At 64.1% G+C, this 16,563-nt stretch carries 17 protein-coding genes and 1 pseudogene; 12 read left to right on the plus strand and 6 right to left on the minus strand.

Annotated elements, in window-relative coordinates; all coding sequences use genetic code 11:
- The first annotated feature begins 39 nt into the window (after positions 1 to 39).
- The gene (locus JJB99_RS06975) at positions 40 to 363 is read left to right on the plus strand and encodes an antibiotic biosynthesis monooxygenase family protein (protein WP_200498077.1); all 324 of its coding nucleotides are present in this window, start codon (positions 40 to 42) and stop codon (positions 361 to 363) included.
- A 168-nt stretch (positions 364 to 531) separates the two neighbouring features.
- On the opposite strand, the gene JJB99_RS06980 is transcribed toward JJB99_RS06975, so the two are convergent.
- The 5 genes and pseudogenes from JJB99_RS06980 to JJB99_RS07000 form a co-directional block, all read right to left on the minus strand.
- A complete protein-coding gene (locus tag JJB99_RS06980; RefSeq protein ID WP_200498078.1) occupies positions 532 to 987 on the minus strand; it encodes a GNAT family N-acetyltransferase in 456 nt (151 codons plus the stop codon).
- Between the two features lie 82 nt (positions 988 to 1,069).
- Positions 1,070 to 1,456 (minus strand): annotated as a pseudogene (locus tag JJB99_RS06985) (PAS-domain containing protein); the annotation flags it as partial.
- A gap of 72 nt (positions 1,457 to 1,528) precedes the next feature.
- Entirely contained in the window at positions 1,529 to 1,687 is a 159-nt protein-coding gene (locus JJB99_RS06990; RefSeq protein ID WP_200498079.1) for a hypothetical protein, read from the minus strand.
- 86 nt (positions 1,688 to 1,773) lie between these two features.
- The gene (locus JJB99_RS06995; protein ID WP_200498080.1) at positions 1,774 to 1,950 is read right to left on the minus strand and encodes a hypothetical protein; all 177 of its coding nucleotides are present in this window, start codon (positions 1,948 to 1,950) and stop codon (positions 1,774 to 1,776) included.
- A 157-nt stretch (positions 1,951 to 2,107) separates the two neighbouring features.
- A complete protein-coding gene (locus tag JJB99_RS07000) occupies positions 2,108 to 2,758 on the minus strand; it encodes a glutathione S-transferase family protein (protein ID WP_200498081.1) in 651 nt (216 codons plus the stop codon).
- 570 nt (positions 2,759 to 3,328) lie between these two features.
- Between JJB99_RS07000 and JJB99_RS07005 the strand changes: the two genes are divergently transcribed.
- The 5 genes from JJB99_RS07005 to JJB99_RS07025 all read left to right on the plus strand — a co-directional run bounded on the left by JJB99_RS07005 (position 3,329) and on the right by JJB99_RS07025 (position 9,660).
- Positions 3,329 to 4,531: a pyridoxal phosphate-dependent aminotransferase gene (locus JJB99_RS07005; RefSeq protein ID WP_200498082.1), complete on the plus strand. Its 1,203-nt coding sequence runs from the start codon at positions 3,329 to 3,331 to the stop codon at positions 4,529 to 4,531.
- Between the two features lie 411 nt (positions 4,532 to 4,942).
- Positions 4,943 to 5,425, plus strand: a complete 483-nt coding sequence (locus JJB99_RS07010) for a DUF992 domain-containing protein (RefSeq protein ID WP_200498083.1) — start codon at positions 4,943 to 4,945, stop codon at positions 5,423 to 5,425.
- A gap of 192 nt (positions 5,426 to 5,617) precedes the next feature.
- Positions 5,618 to 7,666, plus strand: a complete 2,049-nt coding sequence (locus JJB99_RS07015) for an elongation factor G (protein ID WP_200498084.1) — start codon at positions 5,618 to 5,620, stop codon at positions 7,664 to 7,666.
- Positions 7,667 to 8,137: 471 nt separating this feature from the next.
- Entirely contained in the window at positions 8,138 to 8,977 is an 840-nt protein-coding gene (locus JJB99_RS07020) for a shikimate dehydrogenase (protein ID WP_200498085.1), read from the plus strand.
- 56 nt (positions 8,978 to 9,033) lie between these two features.
- Positions 9,034 to 9,660, plus strand: a complete 627-nt coding sequence (locus tag JJB99_RS07025; protein WP_200498086.1) for a hypothetical protein — start codon at positions 9,034 to 9,036, stop codon at positions 9,658 to 9,660.
- A 213-nt stretch (positions 9,661 to 9,873) separates the two neighbouring features.
- On the opposite strand, the gene JJB99_RS07030 is transcribed toward JJB99_RS07025, so the two are convergent.
- Positions 9,874 to 11,010, minus strand: a complete 1,137-nt coding sequence (locus JJB99_RS07030; protein ID WP_200498087.1) for an alpha-hydroxy acid oxidase — start codon at positions 11,008 to 11,010, stop codon at positions 9,874 to 9,876.
- 132 nt (positions 11,011 to 11,142) lie between these two features.
- Here JJB99_RS07030 and JJB99_RS07035 point away from each other — a divergent pair, with 132 nt between their 5' ends.
- The 6 genes from JJB99_RS07035 to JJB99_RS07060 all read left to right on the plus strand — a co-directional run bounded on the left by JJB99_RS07035 (position 11,143) and on the right by JJB99_RS07060 (position 16,407).
- Positions 11,143 to 11,337: a hypothetical protein gene (locus JJB99_RS07035; protein ID WP_200498088.1), complete on the plus strand. Its 195-nt coding sequence runs from the start codon at positions 11,143 to 11,145 to the stop codon at positions 11,335 to 11,337.
- Between the two features lie 219 nt (positions 11,338 to 11,556).
- The gene (glmM, locus tag JJB99_RS07040) at positions 11,557 to 12,900 is read left to right on the plus strand and encodes a phosphoglucosamine mutase (RefSeq protein WP_200498089.1); all 1,344 of its coding nucleotides are present in this window, start codon (positions 11,557 to 11,559) and stop codon (positions 12,898 to 12,900) included.
- A gap of 493 nt (positions 12,901 to 13,393) precedes the next feature.
- A complete protein-coding gene (locus tag JJB99_RS07045; protein WP_200498090.1) occupies positions 13,394 to 14,230 on the plus strand; it encodes an outer membrane protein in 837 nt (278 codons plus the stop codon).
- A gap of 130 nt (positions 14,231 to 14,360) precedes the next feature.
- Positions 14,361 to 15,263 carry an outer membrane protein gene (locus JJB99_RS07050; RefSeq protein ID WP_246775157.1) on the plus strand — a complete coding sequence of 301 codons (903 nt, stop codon included), beginning with the start codon at positions 14,361 to 14,363 and terminating at the stop codon, positions 15,261 to 15,263.
- Between the two features lie 72 nt (positions 15,264 to 15,335).
- Positions 15,336 to 15,926: a glutathione S-transferase family protein gene (locus tag JJB99_RS07055; RefSeq protein ID WP_200498091.1), complete on the plus strand. Its 591-nt coding sequence runs from the start codon at positions 15,336 to 15,338 to the stop codon at positions 15,924 to 15,926.
- A 16-nt stretch (positions 15,927 to 15,942) separates the two neighbouring features.
- Positions 15,943 to 16,407 (plus strand): GNAT family N-acetyltransferase, encoded by a 465-nt coding sequence (locus tag JJB99_RS07060; protein ID WP_200498092.1) that lies wholly within the window; start codon positions 15,943 to 15,945, stop codon positions 16,405 to 16,407.
- The last annotated feature ends 156 nt before the right edge of the window (positions 16,408 to 16,563 follow it).

The following is a 16,563-nucleotide window of genomic DNA, read 5'->3' on the forward strand; positions in this document are numbered from 1 at the left end:
GCCTCCCTTACAATCATCCGCCTGCAGGAGAATTCACCCATGTACATCGCCATGAACCGCTTCCGTGTCGCCAAGGGCTCCGAGGCCGCCTTCGAGCAGGTCTGGCTCACCCGCGATACGCATCTGGACAAGGTGCCGGGCTTCGTCGAATTCCACCTGTTGCGCGGTCCCGAGCTCGAGGACCACACGCTCTACGCCTCGCACACGATCTGGACCAGCCATGCCGCGTTCGAGGCCTGGACCAAGTCGGAGGCGTTTCGCGCGGCGCATCACAAAGCGGGCGATAACAAGCCGCTCTATCTTGGCCATCCTCAGTTCGAAGGTTTTGAGGTGATGCAGACGGTCGGGCGCGGCGCGAAGTAACGCCGCGCTTCAAAAAAAATGCGGCCCCTGTCAGACGCGGCGACTGACGGGGACCGCTTTGGGGCGCTTGATCGGTGACGGGGGGCCTGATCAGACGCAGCTGCAGCCTAGTCTCGCTATGTAACGCGCGGGTGACAGCGGGAATTATCCACAGGCTGTATGCCAGGATCAGAACAGCTTGCGATAGACGATGAAACCGGAGCGCTCCGCGACTTTGTCGTAAAGGCTTTGCGCCGTGACGTTGGTCTCGTGCGTCTGCCAGTAGACGCGTGGCGAGCCCGCAAGTTTTGCACGCTCGTACACCCCGTAGATCAGCGCCGAGGCGACGCCCTTGCCGCGCGCGGCCTCCAGCGTGAACAGGTCCTGCAGATAGCAGGACGGCTCGATCGCGGTGGTGCTGCGATGGAACAGGTAGTGAGTCAGCCCGAGCAGCTTGCCGTCGCCCTCGGCGACCAGCGCATGCACCGGCTCATAGGCATCGAAGAAGCGCTGCCACGTCACGCGTGTGATCTCGCCCGATAGCGCGGTCGGCCCCGAGCGGCCGTAGAAGGCGTTGTAGCCGTCCCACAGCGGCAGCCATTGATCATAGTCCTGCCTCGTGACGGAGCGAATGGTGAGCGACATGTGAAGATCCCGCGATGAGTGAAGGAGCTTCATACGTGATGAAGGGCATGCCGATCAATTGCGAGCGAAGTTCGCCGTCGCCTCACTCCGCGGCGGGAAGATACCGGATCAGCTTGCGGCTCCGGGGATCGCGCAGCGAGCGGTAGTAGTCGGCGCGCGCGGGCGCATCGGTGTGGCGCACGAGGTCGGTCACTGGCGTATAGCTCAGCATGCGGCCACCGTCGGGCAGCGCGGCGCAGACGAAGCGCAGCACCTCGCCATTGCGTAAGGCGATGTTGATCGGCATGGCATCGCCGATCCGCACCATCTCCATGCGTTGGGCGACGAAGGTGCCGAGCTCGTCCTCCGGCAGCTCGAACGTGCCGGTGTCGCGGCCGTGATACATCAGCGCGATGAAGGGCGGCCTGGCGTCGGCGATGTCATCAGCCACCGCAAAGTAGTCGCGGAATGCGCGGTTGATGAATTCAGCCGCGTCGCAATCCGATTTCGTGCGGTGCGCTTAAGAGGCGCTTGCGGCTCCACGAAAAGCTTTCGGATGATTTTAGGCCAAATGCGCGTGCTTGACGCGCTGCTGCTGCGTTGGCGCATTCAGCGTCGACGTCCCCGGCCCCCTGCGCGTGCCGACCGCTATCAGCAGCGACGCTGCGACCAGGATGGCCGCCGTCAGGGTGATTGCAACGATGAGCACAGGTGATTTCATCGACGTCCTGTCGCGATGCCGGTCGGCACGGGCCAGATCAAAGGTTTTCTTGGCGCCATGAAGGCTGGTCGAGGATGAGACGGGAATCAGGCCGGCAGGCCCATCGCCATGGTCGCCTTGGTCGACAGCACCGTCAGGGTGACGATCAGGCACAGCGAGAGCGCGGCGACGGCGAGCGAGGCCGCGACCGCGTTGGTCAGCCGGGAAGACGAAACGGTATCGGTTCGGCCCTGAAAGCCTGCCGTGCCGGACGCCCGAATCATGGGTCTAAATCCTTCAACATGCGAGCGAATCACCCGCGACATCGAACAATCTCACGACCTCAACGGGCAATATTGCGGCGGCTGTCGCGCCGAATATGGCGAGATTGCGGCGGAGGCGGGCCTTACGCCCGCTATTCGCCTGAGCGGGACTGCGGCGTCACGCGCTCGCGGCGATGCTGGCGGGATCGTCGATCTCGGCCGGCCGCCACTCCATCGACACAAAGCCGGGCGCGGCTTCCACCCGCTTCAGCCAGTCCCGGATCGCCGGGAACGTCGACAGGTCGAAGTCGCAGCGATCGGCGAGGTGGGTGTAGCCGTAGAGCGCGATGTCGGCGACCGTGAGCTGGCGGGCGGCGAAATAGGCGTTGGTCTTGAGATGGTTCTCCATCACCTGGAGCGCGCCATAGCCGCGCTCCATCCAGTCCTCCAGCGCGTGGGTCTGGAGATCGCGGCCACCCTTGACCAGCGACAGCCAGAAATAGGCGGCGCCGATGTTCGGCTCCAGCGCGTGCTGCTCGAAGAACATCCATTGCAGCGCCTCGGCGCGATCGATGCGGTGCTCCGGCGCAAGTGGTGTGCCGACCGCAAGGTACCACAGGATGGCGTTGGACTCGGCGATATAGCGGGCGTCGCCGACCTCGAGCAGCGGCACCTGGCCGGACGGGTTCTTCGCCAGGAAGTCCGGCGTGCGGCTTTCGCCGCGCAGAATGTCCACCTCGATCGGTTGGTAGGGCACGTTCAAAAGCGCCAGCGCAAGGCGGACCTTGTAGCTGTTGCCCGAGCGTTGCATCGAATAGAGCTTGTACATTCTGGGAGTTCTAACCTGGATGGGGAAAGTGCGGTGCGTCCTGCCTACGCGCCGCGGCTAAACAATGATGCCGATGCGAATCCGCTGCAAGGGCTGGCCAATAGAAAAACTCGAAAACCCTACCGCATTGCAACGCGGCGGAAGATCATTTCCGTGCGACCGTGCAACTCAGTTCACGCTTGCGTCAACAGACGGACAGTTGTGCCGTGCGTTGGTGTGAATAGGGAGCAATCTGCGCCAGGGAATTAAATCTCTCCGCATCGTCGTTCTTCGTGCCGCGTGACCAGGACGGGATGGCCGGGACAAGCCCCGGTCATGAAGGTGCAGAAGCGTCAGCGCGCGACACGCAGAATTGCTCCGAGGACAAGCCTTGCCGGATATGAGGAGTTTGGTCGGCAAAGTTGCGGAAAATTGCGGGAAATCCTGCCTTGAAACGCTCGAAATCCCGAAACTTTTTCGAGATTGGACCGAAGTTTCTTGCGGCGCAGCGGTACACGTTTTAGGGTGGCTGCATTCCCACAATTGGAGTCGTGAAGCCAAAGGGTTCACGGCGCTTGTCAGGAGATGACGATGTCCTTCCTTGCCGCTGCGCTCGACCGTGTGAAGCCGTCCGCGACCATCGCGGTCACGGATAAAGCACGCGCGCTGAAAGCGGCGGGCCGCAACGTCATCGGCCTCGGCGCAGGCGAGCCCGATTTCGACACGCCCGCCAATATCAAGCTGGCGGCGATCCGCGCCATTGAGGCCGGCAAGACCAAATACACCGCGGTCGACGGCATTCCCGAGCTGAAGGACGCCATCATCGCGAAGTTCCAGCGCGAGAACGGCGTCGCCTACAAGCCGAACCAGATCATCGTCGGCACCGGCGGCAAGCAGGTGCTCTACAACGCGCTGATGGCGACCATCAATCCGGGCGACGAGGTGATCATCCCGGCGCCGTACTGGGTCAGCTATCCTGAAATGGTGGCGCTCGCCGGCGGCGAGCCGGTGCCGGTGGTCTGCACCGCCGCAACCGGCTTCAAGCTCGGCGCCGAGGCGCTCGAGCGCGCGATCACGCCGAAGACCAAATGGGTGATCCTGTGCTCGCCGTCGAACCCGACCGGCGCCGCCTACACCAAGGCTGAACTGAAGGCGCTCACCGACGTGCTGGTCAAGCATCCGCAGGTGTGGGTGATGACCGACGACATGTACGAGCACCTCGTCTATGATGACTTCCAGTTCACCACTGTCGCGCAGGTCGAGCCCGGTCTCTACGACCGCACGCTCACCGTGAACGGCGTGTCGAAGGCCTATTGCATGACCGGCTGGCGCATCGGCTATGCCGGCGGCCCGGCTCAGCTCATCAAGGCGATGTCGACCATCCAGTCGCAGTCGACCTCGAACCCGTGCTCGATCGCGCAGTGGGCCTCGGTCGAGGCGCTGAACGGTCCGCAGGACTTCATCCCCGCCAACAACAAGGTGTTCAAGGAGCGCCGCGACCTCGTGGTCTCCATGCTCAACCAGGCGAACGGCATCGAGTGCCCGCGGCCGGAGGGCGCGTTCTACGTCTATCCGTCCTGCGCCGGCACGATCGGCAAGAAAGCGCCGTCGGGCAACGTGATCGGCAACGACGAGCAGTTCGTCACCGAACTCCTGGAGACCGAAGGCGTCGCGGTGGTGCAGGGGTCGGCCTTCGGCCTTGGCCCGGCGTTCCGCATCTCCTACGCAACCAAGACCTCCGACCTCGAAGACGCCTGCAAGCGCATCCAGCGTTTTTGCGGAAATCTGCGGTAGGGCTGTCGCGACAGCGTAAATTGGAAAGGCCCGCTTCGTGCGGGCTTTTTTGTTTTCAGTCCGAGCGAGAATGGTTGGGCGTCGGAGTCAGGGGCACCTTTGCTCAGATCAACGTTGTGCCCTGCCCCTCACCCGGATTGCTGCGCAATCCGACCTCTCCCCGCAGAAGGGCGGGGAGAGGTTAAGTCGCCTCCGATCGCACGCGCCAGTTCTTCTCCCATCGTATGGGGCGCACGGCTCTCTCGCTCTCTCGCCCCGCTCTTGCGGGGAGAGGGAGGGGTGAGGGGCTCTCTCCGCGCGTTCGATTTCAGCCGTGTCCGATCTGGCACCCACAACGCTGTTGTGGCATAGACCATCGCGCGGCGTCGCCGCGCCTTCCTGCCGCATCACATTCATCGCCGGAGACGTTTCATGCGCCGTTCGTTCATCTTCGCCGGGCTCACCGCGGCGGGTCTCATTGCCTCCGTCGCAAGCAGCGGCGCGCAGCAGCAGCGGATGGTGCGGGTCGGCGTGCTCGAATGCCGCGGCGGCGCCAGCGTCGGCTTCATCGTGGGATCGGTGACCAATCTCGGCTGCGTGCTGCGCGCCGACGGCCTGCCTGAAGATCGCTACGTCGCGACGATCCGCAAAGTGGGTCTCGACATCGGCATCACCCAGGAAACCACGCTGGCCTGGGGCGTGTTCGCGCCGGTCGACCGGCTCGGCCCCGGCGACCTCTCGGGCAATTATGCCGGCGCGCAGGGCAGCGCCTCGATCGGCGTCGGCTTAGGGGGCAACGTGCTGGTCGGCGGCTCCAACAATTCGATCGCGCTGCAGCCGCTCAGCGTGCAGGGCCAGGTCGGCCTCAACGTCGCCGCCGGCCTCGAAAGCCTGGAACTCCGTCCGGGCCGTTGACGCCTGACGACGGCGCCGATGTTTTAACCTCTCCCCGTCGGAGAGAGATGGAACATCACGGCGATCTGATCTCGATCCAGCTGACGACGCACCGCAGCGACGTTTGATGCTTGCCAAACCTCGGGGACGGGCAGAGCATCAACGTTTGCCGACCCAATCATGGGCCGAGCTCCACAAAAAGGAGGCGGCGAAATGGGACAAGACGTCAGAAGTCCCCGAGGTCCACGGTGCATTGCGCTGGTGGGCCCTTTCCAAAGCGGTAAAACCACACTTCTCGAAGCCATCCTGGCGCGAACCGGCGCAATCCCGCGTGCCGGCAGCGTCGATGCTGGAACCTCCGTCGGCGACGCCACGCCCGAGGCCCGTCATCACAAGATGACCGTCGGCCTCACTGCCGCCACCACGAGTTTCATGGGCGACAGCTATACTTTCCTGGATTGTCCCGGTTCCGTCGAATTCGCCCACGACATGCGCGCCGCACTGCCCGCGATCGACGCCGCGATCGTGGTGTGCGAGGCCGACGAGAAGAAGCTGCCGCAGCTTCAGATCATCCTGCGCGAGCTGGAGGAGCTGAAGATCCCGCGTTTCCTGTTCCTCAACAAGATCGATCGCGCCAGCCAGCGCATCCGCGAGACGCTCGCGATGCTCCAGCCCGCCTCGCGCGTGCCGCTGGTGCTGCGCCAGATCCCGATCTGGAAGGGCGATTTGATCGAGGGTTTCGTCGATCTCGCGCTGGAGCGCGCGTTCGTCTATCGCGAGCACAAGGCTTCCGAGGTGATCGCGCTCGAAGGCGGCGATCTCGATCGCGAGAAGGAGGCCCGCTTCTCGATGCTGGAGAAGCTCGCCGATCACGATGACGCGCTGATGGAGCAATTGCTCGAAGACATCCAGCCGCCGCGCGATGCGGTGTTCGACGATCTCGCCCGCGAACTCCGCGAAGGGCTGATCTGCCCCGTGCTGCTAGGGGCTGCTGCGCGCGAGAACGGCGTGCTGCGCCTGATGAAGGCGCTGCGCCACGAGGCACCCGGTGTGGCGGAGACCGCCAAACGTCTCGGCGTGCCCGAGAGCAAGGACGCAATCGGCTACGTCTTCAAGACGCTGCATTCGCAGCACGGCGGAAAGCTGTCGCTGACACGGCTGCTCACCGGCCATCTCGACGACGGCGCCACGCTGCAATCGTCCTCCGGCGGGACCAGCCGCATCTCCGGCATCCTCGCCGTCAACGGCGCCTACGATACCAAGCGTGCCGCGGCTGACGCCGGAGACACGGTGGCGCTCGCCAAGCTGGATCCGTTCAAGACCGGCGACACCATCTCGAACGGCAAGACGCCGCCGACTGCGCTCACCGCCCCGGAGCCGACGCCGCCGGTGCTCGCGATCTCGATCGCGTCCACCGACCGCAAGGACGATGTCAAGCTCGGCCAGGCGCTGGCCCGCCTGCACGAGGAGGATCCCTCGCTCGTCGTGGTGCAGAATCCTCAGACCCACGACACCGTGCTGTGGGGGCAGGGCGAGATGCATCTGCGCGTCGAGGTCGAGCGCCTGCGCGACCGTTTCGGCGTCAAGATTTCTTCGCATCCGCCCGCGATCGGCTATCAGGAGACCATCCGCAAGCCGATCACCCAGCGCGGCCGCCACAAGAAGCAGTCCGGCGGCCATGGCCAGTTCGGCGACGTCGTGCTCGACATCAGGCCGCTGCCGCGCGGCGACGGCTTCAAGTTCGCCGAGAAGGTGGTCGGCGGCGCGGTGCCGCGCAACTACATCCCGGCGGTGGAAGAAGGCGTCGTCGACGGCCTCGCGCGCGGTCCGCTCGGCTTCCCCGTCACCGACGTGCAGGTGACGCTGACCGACGGCTCCTATCACAGCGTCGACAGCTCCGATCTTGCCTTCCGCACGGCGGCGCGGATCGGGCTCAACGAAGGCCTGCCGCAATGCCAGCCGGTGCTGCTGGAGCCGATCCACGTGGTCGAGATCGTCTGTCCGACCGATGCCACAGCCAAGATCAATGCGATCCTGTCGGCGCGTCGGGGCCAGATCCTCGGCTTCGACACCCGCGACGGCTGGAATGGCTGGGACTGTGTCCGCGCCATGATGCCCGAGGCCGAGATCGGCGAATTGATCGTCGAGCTGCGTTCGGCCACGGCAGGGGCGGGCAGCTTCACCCGCCAGTTCGACCACATGGCCGAAGTCACCGGCCGCGCCGCCGACCAGATCATCGCCGCGCATCAGCACGCGGCGTGATCCGTCCCGCGCAGTAAGGGATGCACCGTTCTCTCATTGTAAGGGGCGCCCCACTCTCTCACTCCCTCTCCCCGTTCTTACGGGGAGAGGGTGGGGTGAGGGGCCTCTCCACGAATGCGGTCTGAATTGTAGGCGGACGACTTTACGAGCCGGAGGGACATTTGCTCCTCGCGCGATTGTGCCCAGCCGGTCACCCGGATTACTGACGTGATCCGACGTCTCTCTAGGCAAGAGCGGGAGAAGTGAAAACCCGCGCGATCGTTGGCAATCCGCATCGAGCCAGCTAGTTTGCGCCCGGTAAATGGGGCGCAAACTTCTGTGCTGAGATCCCGCCGCACTCTGGCGCTGGCCTGCGCCTTGTTGCTGGCCATCATTGCCGCGACATCCGTTCCACGAGCGCATCCTTGACAGGACGGCCGCAAGGCGAAATGAGATCGCCCAGCGACACTATCCCGAGGGTCCCCAGACGTGATGACCGCGCCCAAGACGCCCGCAGCCTGCTTGATCGGTTGGCCGGCCGCGCATTCGCGCTCGCCGCTGATCCATCATTACTGGCTGCGCACGCTGGGCATCGAGGGCGGCTATGTCATCGAGGCGGTTCCGCCCGAGGACCTCAGAGATTTCGTGCTGCGGCTGTCGCTGCGCGGCTTCGTCGGCGCCAACGTCACCATTCCGCATAAAGAAGCTGTGCTGGCGCTGTCGACACCCGACGCGCGCGCCAAGACTGTCGGTGCCGCCAACACCTTGTGGTTCGCCGACGGCGAGCTGCGCTCGACCAACACCGACGTCGAAGGCTTCATCGGCAATCTCGACGCCAGCGCGCCCGGCTGGGACAAGGCGGACGAAGCGCTGGTGCTCGGGGCCGGCGGCTCCTCGCGTGCGGTCGTGTTCGGCCTGCTCGAGCGCGGCATCAAGCGCATCCATCTCGCTAATCGCACCATCGCGCGCGCCGAGTCTCTTGCAAAGCAGTTCGGGCCGAACGTGCTTCCCGTGACGTGGGACGCGGTCAAGGACGTCTTGCCGCGCGCAAAGCTTCTCGTGAATACGACCTCGCTCGGCATGCACGGCCAGCCCGCGCTCGATGTCGACGCGGCGCGCCTGCCGCAGGATGCCGTCGTTGCCGACCTCGTCTATGTCCCGCTGGTGACGCCGCTGCTGGCGGCAGCAGCGGCGCGCGGCCTCAAGACGGCCGACGGGCTCGGCATGCTCTTGCACCAGGCGGTGCGCGGCTTCGAGCTGTGGTTCGGCCGGCGGCCGCAGGTGACGGCGGAGCTGCGCGTGCTGGTCGAGGCCGACCTCACAAAGACTTGAGAGAATAGTCGGCAGTCTGCGGCGTTCACCATCCGTGGGGACAATCGGAGACCGTCATGACCGTTCAACGTTCAACTTTCACGCGTCCGCTCATCGCCGTCGCGATGGTGGCCGCGTCCACGCTCTATGCCGCCGCGCAAAAGGCGCCGGTGCCGACGCGCGTGCGCGGCACGATCGAGAGCGTCGACGGCGACACCATGCAGGTCAAGTCGCGCAGCGGCGAGGACGTCAAGCTGCACATCGCGCCCGATCTGCGCGTGTCCGGCATCACGAAGATTTCGCTTGCCGACATCAAGGCGGGTTCGTTCATCGGCGCGACCACCGTGCCGGGCCCGGACGGCGGTCAGAACGCCGTCGAGGTCCACGTGTTTCCGGAGAGCATGCGCGGCACCGGCGAGGGCTCGCGGCCCTGGGACCTGAAACCCAATTCCACCATGACCAACGCGACCGTGTCCGAGAGCGTGGTCGGCAATGACGGGCACACGCTGCTGGTCAAATACAAGGATGGTGAGAAGAAGGTGTTCGTCCCGGACACGACGCCGGTCGTCACTTACGTGCCCGGCGAGAAGTCCGACCTCAAGCCCGGCGCCAAGGTGATCGCTTTCATGAAGCAGCGGCCGGACGGCTCGTTCGAGACCAACCGCGTCAGTGTCGGCCGTGATGGCCTGACCCCGCCGATGTGAGACTGTGAGAGACGCACCGCCCCCTCACTCCCTCGCCCCGTTCTTACGGGGGAGGGTGGGGTGAGGGGCTCTCTCCACGCGTTCGGCTTGAGGTGTATGGCATAACGGAGGTCGGATGGACTTCCATGTTTGCTACAGGCGTGCCTTGCCCCTCACCCGGCGCTTCGCGCCGACCTCTCCCCGCAGAAGAGCGGGGAGAGGTTAGAAAGCAGCTCACACCGCAATCACGTGATCGTCGATCTCGTCGATCCGGTTGACGCCGCACAGGCCCATCGTGGTCAGCAGTTCCTTCTGGATGATGTCGATCGCCTTGGCGACGCCGGCCTGGCCGCCGGCCCCCAGGCCGTAAGCATAAGCGCGGCCGATCATGCAGGACTTTGCGCCAAGCGCGAGCGCGCGCATCACGTCCTGGCCGGAGCGGATGCCGCCGTCGAACATGATCTCCATCTTCTCACCGACCGCATCGGCGATCTCCGGCAGCACCTCGATCGAGGACGGCGCGCCGTCAAGCTGACGGCCGCCATGGTTCGACACCACCAGCGCCTGCGCGCCGGTCTTGGCGGCTTCCTCGGCGTCCTCGACGTCGAGAATGCCCTTGATGATGAGCTTGCCCGGCCAGAGGCTGCGGACCCATTCGACGTCCTTCCAATTCAACGAGGTGTCGAACTGCGAGGCGGTCCATTCGGCGAGGCGGTTGAGATCTTCGGTGTTCTTCACGTGGCCTGCGATGTTGCCGAAGGTGCGGCGCTTGCCTTGCAGCACGCCGGAGACCCAGGCCGGCTTGCTGGCGAAATCCAGCAGCTTCGACAGCGACCATTCGGGGGGCACCGTCATGCCGTTCTTGATGTCGGCGTGGCGCTGGCCGATCACCTGCAGGTCGACGGTGAGCACGAGCGCGCTGCATTTCGCGGCCATCGCGCGCTGGATCAGCTCCTTGATGAAGCCGCGGTCCTTCATCACGTAGAGCTGGAACCAGAACGGCTTCTCGACACTGGCGGCGATGTCCTCGATCGAGCAGATCGACATCGTCGATTGCGTGAACGGAATGCCGGCGGCCTGCGCGGCGCGGCAGGCGTGGATCTCGCCGTCGCCATGCTGCATGCCGAGCAGGCCGACCGGCGCGAGGATCAGCGGCATGGTCGAGGGCTCGCCGAGGATCGTGGTCGCGGTGTCGCGCCTGGAGACGTCGACCAGGATGCGCTGGCGGAACTTGATCGCCTGCATGTCCTCGCGGTTGGCGCGCAGTGTTTCCTCGGCATAGGAGCCGCGGTCGCAATAGTCGAAGAATGCCTTCGGCACGCGGCGCCGATGCAGCGCGCGAAGATCGTCGATACAGGTGATGTGCTTCATGAAGGTTTCCCCGGCCCGTCTTGTCTCGGAAGCTTTGAATTGGAAGGCTTGAATTGGAAGGCTTGCATCGGAAGGTTTAGGGGTCATCTAGCATGGTTGGATGCACAGCCAAATCGTTTGCGAAAGGGCGCCATGACCAAGCCGCGTACAGGACCCGGGCCACGCAGCGAACCGACGCCGGAAGAGATCAAAGAGATCAAGGAGAAGCGCGACCTCGAGGAGGCGCTGGAAGAGGGCCTGGAGGAGACCTTCCCGGCCTCCGATCCCGTCAACGTCACCCAACCGGCGCCGAGCCGGGGCGATGGCCATGTCAAACGTTCGGACTAGGCCGGTTCCCGCCATTTTCCCCAGGTGCAGGGGAAATATAATGTTAACAGCGGGTTACTGGAGCAAGGGGCACCCCGGTTCCGTAATGATTCATCATATTTTTTGAAGCCAAGATAGCCGCGTTGGCTTTATAACACCTCGGCAAATCAGGGATGCGGGTCCCCTCCGGGCAGCCCGCGGTTGTAGAGGGACTCCCTGGTTGTTGCGCTGGGGGACGATATGAGCCGCAAATATTTCGGGACGGACGGGATCCGGGGCCGCGCCAACGGACTGATCACGCCGGAGCTCGCGCTCAAGGTCGGCCAGGCCGCAGGCCTTGCATTTCAGCGTGGCGACCACCGCCATCGCGTGGTGATCGGCAAGGACACGCGCCTGTCCGGCTACATGATCGAATACGCGATGGTCGCGGGCTTCACCTCGGTCGGTATGGACGTGCTGCTGGTCGGCCCGATGCCGACGCCGGCGGTGGCAATGCTGACCAAGTCGATGCGCGCCGATCTCGGCGTGATGATCTCGGCCTCGCACAATCTGTTCGAGGACAACGGCATCAAGCTGTTTGGCCCGCAGGGCTTCAAGCTCTCCGATGACGTCGAGAAGCAGATCGAGCAGCTGCTCGACGAACCCATCGACAAGCGCCTGGCACAGAGCGCCAGCCTCGGCCGCGCCCGCCGCATCGACGGCGTGCATGACCGCTACATCGAATTCGCCAAGCGCACGCTGCCGCGCGACCTGTCGCTCGAGGGCCTGCGCGTCGTGATCGACTGCGCCAACGGCGCCGCCTACAAGGTGGTGCCGGAAGCGCTGTGGGAATTGGGCGCCGACGTAGTGCCGATCGGCGTCGAGCCTGATGGTTTCAACATCAACAAGGATTGCGGCTCGACCTCGCCGGAAGCGCTGTCGAAGAAGGTGCGCGAGATGCGCGCCGATATCGGCATTGCGCTCGATGGCGACGCCGACCGCGTCATCCTGGTCGACGAGCGCGGCCATGTCGTCGACGGCGACCAGCTGCTCGCGGTGATCGCGCAGAGCTGGAAGGAAGACGGCCGGCTGTCGCGGCCCGGCATCGTCGCCACCGTGATGTCCAATCTCGGTCTCGAGCGCTTCCTGAAGGGGCAGGGCCTCGATCTCGTGCGCACCCCGGTGGGCGACCGCTATGTGCTCGAGCAGATGCTGAGCGGCGGCTACAATCTCGGCGGCGAGCAGTCCGGCCACATCATCCTGTCCGACTACGCCACCACCGGCGATGGCTTCGTGGCTGCGCTCCAGGTGCTCGCCGTGGTGCAGAAGCTGCGCCGCCCTGTCTCCGAGGTCTGCCACCGTTTCGATCCGCTGCCGCAGATCCTCAAGAACGTCCGCCACAAAGGCGGCAAGCCGCTCGACGATTCCGACGTCAAGTCGGCGATCTCCGACGGCGAGAAGCGCCTCAACGGCCATGGCCGCCTCCTGATCCGCTCCTCCGGCACCGAGCCCGTGATCCGCGTCATGGGCGAAGGCGAGGACCGCATCCTGGTCGAGGACGTCGTCGACACCATCGTGTCGGCGCTGGGGCAGGCGGCGGCCTGAGCTTTCTTCGTCACCCTCCTCTGGAGCGCGGGGCAATCGCGCTTGGAAGCGGCCTCCCCGCGTCCATCCTTCGAGACGCCCGCCTTTGACGGGCCCTGAGGATGAGGGCGGAGTGCGCGGCAGCAGTTTCAGCCGGCAAAGCTGCCGCTTAGCCTCATCCTGAGGAGACCGCGGAGCGGTCGTCTCGAAGGACGAGGCGCGCGCTCAGGTTCTCCAACACGCCATATGCGCATTCCTGCCGAAGCTTCCGCAGCGCGCGCGTTAACGCATCCTCTCTTGCGGCGCTATGCCTTCACACTTCGTTAGCAATTGCGGCGCGCGGGCTGCCGCAATTTTGCAACGCTTGCGCCGCAGCCGCGTGTGCGCTCAGAAAAAATCAACCTTAAAAATTAGGGTTAAGTGGCGCTTAAGCATTTGGTGCCATCGTCCTCCCGTGAGTTTCCAGAACGTGGGGCATCTGCATTTTGCCTCACCGGCCATAAGGACGAAGCCAATGCGTAGCGTTAAGTCTCTCCTTGCCGCAGGCGCGGCATCACTGATCTCGTCGATGGCGTTCGCCGCCGACATGCCGATCGCGGCTCCGCCTCCGATGTACGCGCCGCCCGCCCCGCCCGCCGATTTCGGTGGCTGGTATCTGCGCGGTGACGTCGGCATGACGAACCAGAGCGCCAAGCGCATCGAGAGTGCGACCGCGGCTGCGTTCCCGACCACCACGAATGGGCTCGGCTTCGATTCCTCGCCCTTGTTCGATCTCGGCGTCGGCTATCGCTTCAACAACTGGTTCCGCGCCGACGTGATCGGCCAGTATCGCGGCAAGGCCAATCTGCACGGGTCGGACAGCGTCGTTCTCGGCCCTACCGACGTCGAAGCCAATACCTACACCGGCAGCAAGTCCGAGTGGGTCGTGATGGCCAACGCCTATGTCGATCTCGGCACCTGGTGGTGCATCACGCCGTTCATCGGCGCCGGTATCGGCGGCTCCTACAACAAGCTCTCGAGCTTCCAGGACAACGGCGTCCGCTACACCGCCGGTGCGCTGTCCAACAGCGTCACTTATTTCGGCGACAACGGAAAATGGAACCTCGCCTGGGCCGCTCACGCCGGTCTCGCCTACAAGGTCAATCCCGGCTTCACCGTCGAACTGGCCTACAGCTACATGGATCTCGGCGACGCTGCGCCCGGCAACTTCCGCGCGTTCGACGGCAGTATCTCCGGCGCCTCGACGATCAAGGTCAAGGACATCACCTCGCACGACGTCAAGCTCGGCGTGCGCTGGGATCTCAACAGCCCGCCGGCCTACATGCCGCCGCCGCTCGTCACCAAGGGCTGATTCTTAAGCTCACCGGTTAAACTCTCTTAACGGCGCGGGATAATCCCGCGCCGTTTTGCTTTTGCGATTTTTTCATTGCTCCGCGGCGACGAAAGGCTCCGGCGCAACCATTGGTTAAGGTTAACGAGCCATGATCATGGCGAAAAGTTCGAGTTCGATTTGGAGCGTTGCGATGCGTGGGCTTTTGTTGGCGGCGGCGATGTTGGGGACGGCGTCTGCCGCGCATGCGGCCGACATGCCGGATCTGCCGATCCTTCGCGGCAGCTTCGACGATGGCCTGTCGAAGTCATCTCATAACTGGGACGGCTTTTATGTCGGCGGCCAGTTCGGCTTTGCCACTTCTGAGATCAATTTCAGTCATGCCCCGAAATCGATGACCGATTTCATGCTTCGCGATAGCGTCCTGCAAGCCCCGGTTGGGGGATGGTCGCTGCTGCCGAAAAATCACGTCCAGGCGACTGGATTTGGCGCCTATGTTGGCCGGAATTGGCAGTACTATGATGCCGTGATGGGCGTCGAGGCCAACTACAGCTACATGAACAATCTCGCGAGCAGCGCAAGCGACTCCATGACGAGATTGGTCCCCGGCGAAACAGCTCCCACGAATCACCTCTATACCTACAATACGACGCTCGGCGGCGGCGCCGCGTTGCAGCTCAAGGACTACGCGACCTTCAGAGGTCGTGTTGGATGGTCCGGTGGCGACTTCATGCCTTATGCGTTTGGCGGCCTTGCGGTCGGACGTGCCGACGTGTCGAGGTTTGCGACCGTATCATACGTGAAATACGACGACTTTACCGACCCGATCACTGGCGTCACCACTCGCTCGGTCGCCGGCGCCGGTACGATGTCACAATCGGAGCGGCGCGCGAACAGCTTCATCTACGGATGGACGGGGGGCATCGGAATCGAATACGCGTTGCTCGACTGTGTGATCCTGCGCGGCGAATGGGAACATGTCGGTTTCTCGAACGCCAAGGATATCTCGGTCAACTTGAACAATTTTCGCCTGGGCGCCGGCTACAAGTTCTAGACCCGCCTTGGCAGCTGGTTGACAGGTTTCCTCCGTCCTGATGCTCTGTCGCTCCAACGCGGGGCGACCACGATGCAGATCTACGGCGACACCAATTCGGGCAATTGTCTGAAGGTGAAGTGGGTCTGCGATAAGCTCGCGCTGCCTTACCGCTGGGTCGAGACCGACACGCGCAAGGGCGAGTCGCGCACGCCGCAATTCCTGAAGATGAACGGCGCCGGTCAGGTGCCGACCGTCGCCTTCGACGACGGCCGCACGCTGGCGCAATCCAATGCCATCATCCGCTATCTCGCCCGCGACAGCGCGCTGATCCCGCGCGATGCGTTCACGGCGGCGAAGATGGACGAGTGGCTGTTCTGGGAGCAGTACAGCCACGAGCCTTACATCGCGGTGTGCCGCTTCCTCATGATCTATCTCGGCAAGGACGCCTCCGAACTCGATCCTGACAAGATCAAGCGCGGCTATGCGGCGCTCGACCGCATGGAACAGCATCTTGCCGCAAGCCGCTTCTTCGCCGGCGAAGAGGTTTCGCTCGCCGATATTGCGCTGCTCGCTTATACCCGCCTCGCGCATGAAGGCGGCTTCGATCTCGGCCGTTATGCGGCGGTTCGCCGCTGGATCGGCGAAGCGGAGGCCTTTCTCGGCCTTCGGCCTGTGCGCTGAGGCTGGGATTTCCGACATGACCGACACGTCCGTTTCCATCCGTCCCGCGCGCCGCGAGGACGTCGCCGCGATCGTCGCAATGCTCGCCGACGATCATCTCGGGCGCGCCCGCGAGCGACTCGAGACTCCGCTGCCGGCGGCCTATTACGCAGCATTCGAGCGGGTCGATCGCGATCCGAACCTGACGCTCGTGGTCGCCGAGAGCGAGGGCAGGGTGGTTGGTTGCCTGCAACTCGCTGTGCTCGCAGGCATCAGCTCGCAGGGCGGCGTGCGCGGTCTGCTCGAAGACGTCCGCGTCGCCACTGATTGCCGCAGCCGCGGCATCGGCGAGCAATTGGTGCAATGGGCGATCGCGGAGGCAAAGGCGCGCGGCTGCAATCTGGTCGAATTGCTGACGCATTCGAGCCGCGTCGATGCGCAGCGGTTCTACAAGCGGCTCGGATTTGCCGCGAGCCATGTCGGAATGACTGTCCGCTTTTGACGCAGCAGGAGCGTTTTCGAGCGAAGTGGATACCGGTTCGCGTAAAGAAAGCGCGTCAGTACAAAAATCCAGCGCCCCATTCCGATTGTATCGGAATGGGGCTCTGGTCGCGAACGTTGCGCAAGCTGCACAATCGGCTCGCGCATTCGTTCATCT

The sequence above is a fragment of the Bradyrhizobium diazoefficiens genome, assembly GCF_016616235.1.
In the GTDB taxonomy this organism is placed as follows: Bacteria; Pseudomonadota; Alphaproteobacteria; order Rhizobiales; family Xanthobacteraceae; genus Bradyrhizobium; species Bradyrhizobium diazoefficiens_H.